Below are 7,670 nucleotides of genomic sequence, written 5' to 3'. Positions count from 1 at the left end.
GCCCAACCCGGCATGGTGTTCAATTCTAAAGGGAAAATGGTTTTATGGTCAACCAAACTGGTTTCAACCACTTTATTGTTTACGCTGTCCCAAGCCCAAACCAAAGCGTTTCCTAAAGGCGGCAAACCTTCTTCGGTTGGTAAATATTTCTCCACTTCCGGCAAGATGATCGGCAAATGTTGCGCACCAATCATTTGCGGCAAGCCATTTACATAAAATACCGGGAATGGTTCGCCCCAATAACGCTGACGGGAAAAAACCGCATCACGCAAACGGTAATTGATTTTTCCGTATCCCTGGTCTAATTTTTCTAATTCCTCGATTGCTTTCTTGGCCGCTTCTTTGTAAGTCAATCCGTTCAAGAAATCCGAATTGGCAATAATTACATTGTCTTTCGAACCGTATGCTTCTTTGGAAATATCAACATTCGCAAAAATGTTTTTAATATCCATCATCCCGCTTTGCCCTTTGAAAAAATTGGCAAAAGCATAATCTCTTTCGTCCCCGCAAGGAACCGCCATAACGGCGCCTGTTCCGTAACCCGCCAAAACATAGTCCCCGATCCAAACTGGAACTGGTTCTTTAGTAAAAGGATGTTCGGCATATGCTCCGGTAAACACCCCTGAAATTGTTTTTACGTCTGCCATACGTTCTCTTTCGGAACGTTTTGACGAGGCTAGAATATAATCGTTCACCTTATCCAGATATTCCGGTGTCGTGATTTCCTGAACCAACGGATGCTCCGGCGCCAAAGTCATAAAAGTAACTCCAAAAATAGTATCAGGACGCGTTGTAAAAACCTCAATCCCTCTTTCTTCATGGTTCTTGTCTGCTGCTATCACTTTGAAAGTAACCATTGCACCAACTGATTTTCCAATCCAGTTGCGCTGACTTTCTTTGATGCTTTCACTCCAATCGATATCGTTCAATCCTTGCAACAAACGTTCCGCATAAGCAGAGATCCGCATGCTCCATTGGGTCATTTTTTTACGGACCACGGTGAAACCGCCACGTTCCGAAACACCATTTACGATTTCATCATTGGCCAAAACTGTTCCCAATCCCGGACACCAGTTCACTTCGGTCTCCGCCAAATAGGTCAATCTGTATTGCAGTAAAATTTTCTCCTGAGTCTCTTTTGCGAAAGCGTTCCACTCGGTTGCAGAAAAAGATATAATGTTGTCGTCACAAACCGCATTGACATTTGTATTTCCGTCTTTTTCGAAAGTCAAAATTAATGTCGAAATATCTTCTGATTTATCGCTGTCTTTATTGTACCAAGAATTGAATAATTGGATAAAAATCCATTGCGTGTGTTTGTAATAATCAGGATTTGAAGTTCTCACTTCTCTACTCCAATCAAATGAAAACCCTATTTTGTCCAATTGCTTTCTGTATCCGGCAATCTTGTTCCCTTCTTTATCGAAACCTCCGTCAATATTTACGCGAGTAGTATCTTCCGGTCGTTGTCCGGTTTGAATGGCGTATTGTTCAGCCGGCAATCCAAAACTGTCATAACCCATTGGGTGTAAAACGTTAAATCCTTGATGTCTTTTGTACCTGGAATATACATCCGAAGCAATATAACCTAGTGGATGTCCCACATGAAGACCGGCTCCCGATGGATAGGGAAACATGTCAAGCACATAATATTTAGGCTTTTCGGATTTGTTTTCTGCAGCAAAAGTTTGATTTTCTGCCCAATATTTTTGCCATTTGGCCTCAATTTCGTTCGGATTGTATTTCATTCCCTTTTTTATTGTTTTTTTAATGGAATCACGCTTTCATAACTCATGTCATTCTTGGTCATCATTTTTTTTGAAATCATGCTGTCGCATACTCCAATCATTCGGCCAGTTTCAAAGTTGCAAATGCTTTCCCACAATGAATTATAAAGCGGCAAATTTACGTTTATTGTACGAAAGTTGAAACTTTGGACGTTATTAACTTCAAATAAAGAAATTCTTTATTATTTTTACCCCATAATTAAAGTAAACTATGAGTTCTTCATTTGATAGGTTTCAAAAACGCAGATTAATTTCCTCTTATTTTTCAGTAGTGCTAAGTGTTTTCTTAGTTTTATTCCTATTGGGCATTTTAGGATTTTTCATTATAAATTCCCAAAAACTGGCCAACGATTTCAAAGAAAAAATCGCCATGACGGTCTTTTTCAAGAACGAGGCTAACGACAGTATATTAAAGGGTTTTGGTAAAGAATTGAAAGTGGCTCCGTACGCAAAATCGAGTGTTTTTGTGTCCAAAGAAGCTGCAGCCAAGCAACATACCGATATCATTGGCGAAGATTTCATGACTTTCCTCGGGGAAAATCCATTACAAAATTCGTATGACATCCATTTAAAGGCGGCTTACGTGGAGAAAGACAGCATTGCGAAAATTGAAAAACAACTGCGTGCGAACCCAATGGTGTCAGACATTGTTTACGACAAGCAATTAGTGAACATGGTGAACGACAACATCAAAAAAGTAAGCATGTGGATTTTAATAATAAGCGGCTTTTTGACATTTATCGCCGTTTTATTAATCAATAGTTCATTACGTCTTTCGATACATTCGAACCGATTTATCATTAAAACCATGCAAATGGTGGGCGCAACAAAATCATTTATACGAAAACCATTTGTGATGCGTAGTATAAGATTAGGAATGCTTGGAGCCGCATTGGCGATTCTCGCATTGCTAGGTGTTTTGGCTTATGTTGAAACCAGTTTTCCCGATCTTGGCATCCTGAATGACAAAATACTGATTGCAGTAGTGCTATTAGCCGTATTAGGGTTTGGCATATTGATCACCTGGTTGAGCACTTATTTTGCGACTCAACGTTTCTTGAACTTGAGAACAGACGACCTTTATTAATTTACGATTTAAAAAAGATTGCATAATTCAGCATCTTTTTGATGTTGAAATAAATTCAGCATAGATGAAAAATAATGAACACAAACCGGAATTTCTTTTCGGCAAAATAAACTACAAAATTCTACTGATTGGCATTGGAGTGATCACTCTTGGCTTTATACTGATGTCTGGTGGCGGAAGTGACGATCCAAACGTGTACAGCGATGCAATATTCAGTTTCAGAAGAATTCGTCTAGCTCCTACGACCGTTTTGATTGGATTTGGAATTACTGTTTATGCCATCTTAAAGAATCCAAACAAAGCTTAAATGAATACACTGCAGGCATTTCTAATTGCCGTTATGGAAGGGATCACTGAATACCTCCCTATTTCCTCGACGGCCCACATGGTTTTTCTCAGCTCGTATTTTGGTATCCAAGAAGATGATTTTGTCAAACTTTTTCAAGTTTCCATTCAATTCGGGGCTATTTTGGCTGTTGTCGCTTTATATTGGAGAAAATTTTTCGACTTCTCTTCCCGAAATGTTGCGATTCGTTTTTACCTCAAACTTATTTATGCCGTAATTCCGGCTTTGGTTTTAGGAAAACTATTCGACGACAAAATCGAAGCCGTTCTGGGAGACCCTATTCCCATCGCGATTGTATTGATAATAGGCGGAGTGATTTTGCTTTTTATCGACAGTCGTTTTCAAAGCCCAACTGTTATCAAAGAAGAAGACATCACGGTAAAAAAGGCCGTAATAATCGGTTTTTGGCAATGTTTGGCCATGATGCCCGGGACAAGCCGTTCAGCCGCTTCAATAATTGGCGGGATGCAACAGGGATTAACGCGCCATGCGGCGGCAGAATTCTCTTTCTTTCTGGCCGTTCCAACAATGATGGCGGTTACCTGTTATTCTCTTTTCTTGAAAACCTATGAGACTACACAACTCAAAGGATACGAACTCATCTTAAAGTCCAACGAGAACATCCAATTGTTTCTTATAGGAAATCTGGTTGCCTTCGTGGTTGCCATTATAGCCATTAAATTCTTTATTGAGATCATCAAAAAATACGGTTTCAAGCCTTGGGGCTGGTACCGAATTATCGTTGGTGCTTTTTTATTGATTTACTTCACATACCTAAAATAATTCCCTTGAAGACAGCCGAAGATTTCCAAAATGGACAAATTTTATTGATTGACAAACCCCTAAAGTGGAGCTCGTTTCAAGCTGTAAATAAATTAAAATACGCTCTGATAAACAAGCTGGGGCTTCCAAAAAAATTCAAAATTGGCCATGCCGGAACCTTAGACCCTTTAGCCACGGGCTTGTTGTTAGTCTGTACCGGAAAATTCACCAAGAGGATTACAGAACTACAGGGCCAAGCCAAAGAATATACAGGCACTTTTTTTATTGGCGCCACCACACCTTCTTATGATTTAGAAACCGAAGTTGACCAGATTTTTGCAACTAATCATATAGACGAGGCACTAATTCGTCAAACCGTGAAACAATTTTTGGGCGAAATTGACCAAAAACCACCCATTTTTTCTGCCATCAAAAAAAACGGAGTTCGTTTGTACGAACATGCCCGCGCCGGAGAAACCGTCGAAATAGCGACTCGGAAAACCACCATTCACGAATTTGAAATCACGCGAATTGCATTGCCTGAAATCGACTTTAGGGTTGTTTGCAGTAAGGGGACTTACATTCGCTCTTTAGCTTTTGATTTTGGACGCGCCATGCAAGCGGGATCTCACCTGACGGTATTAAGACGAACAAAAATTGGAGATTATGATGTAGCCGACGCTATAGATGTGGAGTTATTCGAACAAAGTCTTAACCCTCAATTGTAAACAAAAAGCAAAAACACATGACAAATACCTAGAAGAACTTGCGATGTGTTTTTTTTCTGAATTTAAAGTATTTTTATACCATACCCTTTTGTCTATGTGGTAATGTGCCACTGTTTAATAATTACTTATGTTTTCACCTCCAAACAGGAAATTTGATAAATAATCATAAAACTTTTCAAATAGCTTTTTCATAGTGATGTTTTTTAATTGTGAGACAATATATTGACACCGATAAAAAAGTAAATCAAATAGAATATAGTAGATATGGTTGGCGGACACTAAATTACGATTTTATTTTAAAAAAACAAAAACAGTACCTCATTTTTTTTTGCATCACCCAATTTTCATCACTGCAACAATCTCGGCTCCAAATTCAAAATAAACTGTTAAAGCGCCACAATTCGAGACCCTTAAAATTTAACTTGATTATTATTCCGGAGTCAGTGATTTAAAATCAGATGGACTCGAAGTTGCGATTATATTTTTATCAGCTTGAAATGATTTGATCCAAATCAAGCATCATCCCAATAATTTCATTCTGAGCAGATTCGCCTTTGTCATGCAAATACCACATTTGCAATTTGGTTTTTGCAGTTTCGTCAATTGTACCGTATTTCTTTTTATAATCATCAATCAATTCAGAAGCCCCTTTGGGTCTTGGCCCCCAGTGAGCAAGAACACTCCCCGTTTCCCTATTTATAACAATCAGTTTAGGGATAGCTCTTTTTTTATTTGTCAAAAACAAGTTCATCAATTCCTCGTTCTCATCTCTCAGGACAATTTTTAATTCAACTTTCCCGTCGGATGCCTCAGCCATCGCATTAAAAACGGGCAGCGACTGTGCGGCATCACCGCACCATCCTTCGGAGATGACCAACCATATGTATTCGTTTTTCAAAGATTTTAATTGGTGAACGATCTCTTCCGAGATTTTCATTGTTTTCTCCAAACGATTCATTCGGGTTTCATTCAAACCGCTGTAAAGTGTCAACTCTGAGGATTGCTCTTTACCCGTAGATTTTTCATTTCGCAACAAATCAGACACCACTTTCCTGTATTCCGCATACGAATGACTCTTAAATAATGCTTTAGCGACTGGGATTTTCATATTTTCTTTTTATACAAGTAAAGTTAAAACAAATTAGTTGTTTAAAATATCATAAAATTCATTTCCGACTGAACAAAAAGTGTAATTTTATGAAAAACAAATAAAGGAAGATGGATTTAACTTCAAAATCGATTGGTCTTGCGCTCTCCGGCGGTGGATCAAAAGGTTTGGCTCACGCTGGAGCCTTAAAATTCTTGGAAGAAAAAAACATTCGCCCCACTCGCATAGCCGGAACCAGCGCCGGGTCGATTGTAGGCGCAATGTACGCTTGGGGAAAAACCCCAGATGAAATTTTGGATTTCTTCAAGTCGATATACTTTTTTCACTGGAGACACTTTACTTTCAGAAAAGCAGGTTTTATCGATTCTGGATCATTTAGAGATTATTTTTATGCTATTTTTAAGGATGCAGTTATCGGGGAATTAAACATTACCACACAAATTACTGCAACTGATATGGTCAGGGGAAGACTGAAAATTTTTGACTCGGATACAAAAATTATTGATGCCCTTTTAGCCTCTTCGGCATTTCCTGGAGTACTATCTCCATTCGAAATAAGGGGAGAACATTATAGTGACGGCGGTATTTTAAATCATTTTCCAACAGATATTTTACAAGGGCAATGCGAGACCATCATCGGCGTTTACGTTAGCCCCATTCAAAAAATAGAAGCCAAGGACTTAAATTCCATCAGAGCGGTTACCGCCCGGGCTTTTGACATCCTTTCAGCAAATACGAATCTTCAGAAATTCAACATCTGTGATTGGGTAATTGAACCTAAGGAACTGAGTCTTTACAGCACATTTGAAATGAACAAACTTAAAATGGAGGCCATTTTCAACATTGGATATGAGGCAGCGAAAAGCTCCTATGAAAAACTTAATCTATAAAAATTAAGCGACACTATTTCAAAAAAAAAGAATATGACTATATTTGCACGAAACAACTCAACATACACATGAAATATAAAAGAATTCTTCTGAAATTAAGTGGCGAAGCTTTGATGGGCGATAGACAATACGGCATTGACCCAGTAAGATTAGCCGAATATGCCGAAGAAATCAAAAAGATTCACGACAAAGGGGTAGAAATAGCCATCGTGATAGGTGGCGGAAATATTTTCAGGGGAGTCGCCGGGGCCAGCAACGGAATGGATAGAGTACAAGGAGACTATATGGGAATGCTCGCCACCGTTATAAACGGAATGGCTTTACAAGGCGCATTAGAAGACAAAGGGATGCTAACTCGCCTGCAAACTGCATTGAAAATTGAAGCTATTGCTGAACCATACATAAAAAGAAGAGCAGTTCGTCACCTTGAGAAAGGCAGGATTGTAATTTTTGGAGCAGGAACCGGAAATCCATATTTCACTACGGATACAGCAGCCGTTTTGCGGGGCGTTGAAATTCACGCCGATGTAATCCTGAAAGGAACGCGTGTGGATGGCGTTTACGATTCAGACCCAGAGAAAAATGCCTCTGCAATAAAATTTGATACCATTTCATTTGAGGACGTAATCAAAAAGGGATTAAATGTAATGGACTCGACAGCATTCACATTAAGCCAAGAAAACAAATTGCCTATTGTAATTTTCGATATGAACCAACAAGGAAATCTCGAGAAAATCTGCGAAGGAGAAAACATAGGAACCGTAGTAAATATATAGTTAGCTGTATTCTATGTTCAGTTTGAATTAAAAACTGATCACTAAGAATTGATCACTGACCACTAAATGAAAAGTTATGACAGAAGAAATTGAATTTATATTAGATAGCACCAAAGAGTCTATGGCTGGTTCTATTGCTCACTTAGAAAAAGAATTTTTAAATATTCGTGCCGGAAAAGCATCCCC

The 7,670-nt window shown here is 38.7% G+C and carries 8 protein-coding genes and 1 pseudogene; 7 read left to right on the top strand and 2 right to left on the bottom strand.

The window, feature by feature from the left end; all coding sequences use genetic code 11:
• The coding region (locus VIH09_RS04730) for a class I tRNA ligase family protein (protein WP_331578408.1) at nt 1-1,748 on the bottom strand (1,748 nt) is incomplete at its 3' end.
• 250 nt (nt 1,749-1,998) lie between these two features.
• Here VIH09_RS04730 and VIH09_RS04725 point away from each other — a divergent pair.
• The 4 genes from VIH09_RS04725 (at nt 1,999) to truB (ending at nt 4,710) form a co-directional block, all read left to right on the top strand.
• Complete coding sequence (locus VIH09_RS04725) at nt 1,999-2,874, top strand: cell division protein FtsX (protein WP_331578406.1); 876 nt, start codon at nt 1,999-2,001, stop codon at nt 2,872-2,874.
• A 64-nt stretch (nt 2,875-2,938) separates the two neighbouring features.
• Nucleotides 2,939-3,181, top strand: coding sequence for a DUF3098 domain-containing protein (locus tag VIH09_RS04720; protein WP_331578404.1), 243 nt, complete (start codon nt 2,939-2,941; stop codon nt 3,179-3,181).
• Nucleotides 3,182-4,003, top strand: coding sequence for an undecaprenyl-diphosphate phosphatase (locus tag VIH09_RS04715; RefSeq protein WP_331578402.1), 822 nt, complete (start codon nt 3,182-3,184; stop codon nt 4,001-4,003). It begins immediately after the preceding gene.
• Between the two features lie 5 nt (nt 4,004-4,008).
• Nucleotides 4,009-4,710: a tRNA pseudouridine(55) synthase TruB gene (gene truB / locus VIH09_RS04710; protein ID WP_414656138.1), complete on the top strand. Its 702-nt coding sequence runs from the start codon at nt 4,009-4,011 to the stop codon at nt 4,708-4,710.
• 487 nt (nt 4,711-5,197) lie between these two features.
• On the opposite strand, the gene VIH09_RS04705 is transcribed toward truB, so the two are convergent.
• Nucleotides 5,198-5,818, bottom strand: coding sequence for a thioredoxin family protein (locus tag VIH09_RS04705; RefSeq protein ID WP_331578400.1), 621 nt, complete (start codon nt 5,816-5,818; stop codon nt 5,198-5,200).
• A 110-nt stretch (nt 5,819-5,928) separates the two neighbouring features.
• Between VIH09_RS04705 and VIH09_RS04700 the strand changes: the two genes are divergently transcribed.
• From VIH09_RS04700 to VIH09_RS04690, 3 genes and pseudogenes are all read left to right on the top strand, one after another.
• Nucleotides 5,929-6,708 (top strand): patatin-like phospholipase family protein, encoded by a 780-nt coding sequence (locus VIH09_RS04700; protein WP_331578398.1) that lies wholly within the window; start codon nt 5,929-5,931, stop codon nt 6,706-6,708.
• A gap of 68 nt (nt 6,709-6,776) precedes the next feature.
• On the top strand, nt 6,777-7,484 hold the full coding sequence (pyrH, locus tag VIH09_RS04695) for a UMP kinase (RefSeq protein ID WP_331578396.1): 708 nt from the start codon (nt 6,777-6,779) through the stop codon (nt 7,482-7,484).
• A gap of 76 nt (nt 7,485-7,560) precedes the next feature.
• Nucleotides 7,561-7,670, top strand: a pseudogene (locus VIH09_RS04690) (ribosome recycling factor); the annotation flags it as partial.

The sequence above is a fragment of the Flavobacterium sp. genome, from assembly GCF_036515215.1.
Lineage (GTDB): Bacteria > Bacteroidota > Bacteroidia > Flavobacteriales > Flavobacteriaceae > Flavobacterium.
The sequence above is the reverse complement of the archived record's forward strand: the minus strand, read 5'-3'. Positions and strand labels throughout refer to the sequence as shown.

Bases quoted from the DNA above. Each gene is read 5' to 3' on its own strand.
- VIH09_RS04720 (WP_331578404.1), top strand. From the start codon at position 2,939: ATGAAAAATAATGAACACAAACCGGAATTTCTTTTCGGCAAAATAAAC.
- pyrH (WP_331578396.1), top strand. From the start codon at position 6,777: ATGAAATATAAAAGAATTCTTCTGAAATTAAGTGGCGAAGCTTTGATG.
- VIH09_RS04725 (WP_331578406.1), top strand. From the start codon at position 1,999: ATGAGTTCTTCATTTGATAGGTTTCAAAAACGCAGATTAATTTCCTCT.
- VIH09_RS04705 (WP_331578400.1), bottom strand. From the start codon at position 5,818: ATGAAAATCCCAGTCGCTAAAGCATTATTTAAGAGTCATTCGTATGCG.
- VIH09_RS04700 (WP_331578398.1), top strand. From the start codon at position 5,929: ATGGATTTAACTTCAAAATCGATTGGTCTTGCGCTCTCCGGCGGTGGA.
- VIH09_RS04715 (WP_331578402.1), top strand. From the start codon at position 3,182: ATGAATACACTGCAGGCATTTCTAATTGCCGTTATGGAAGGGATCACT.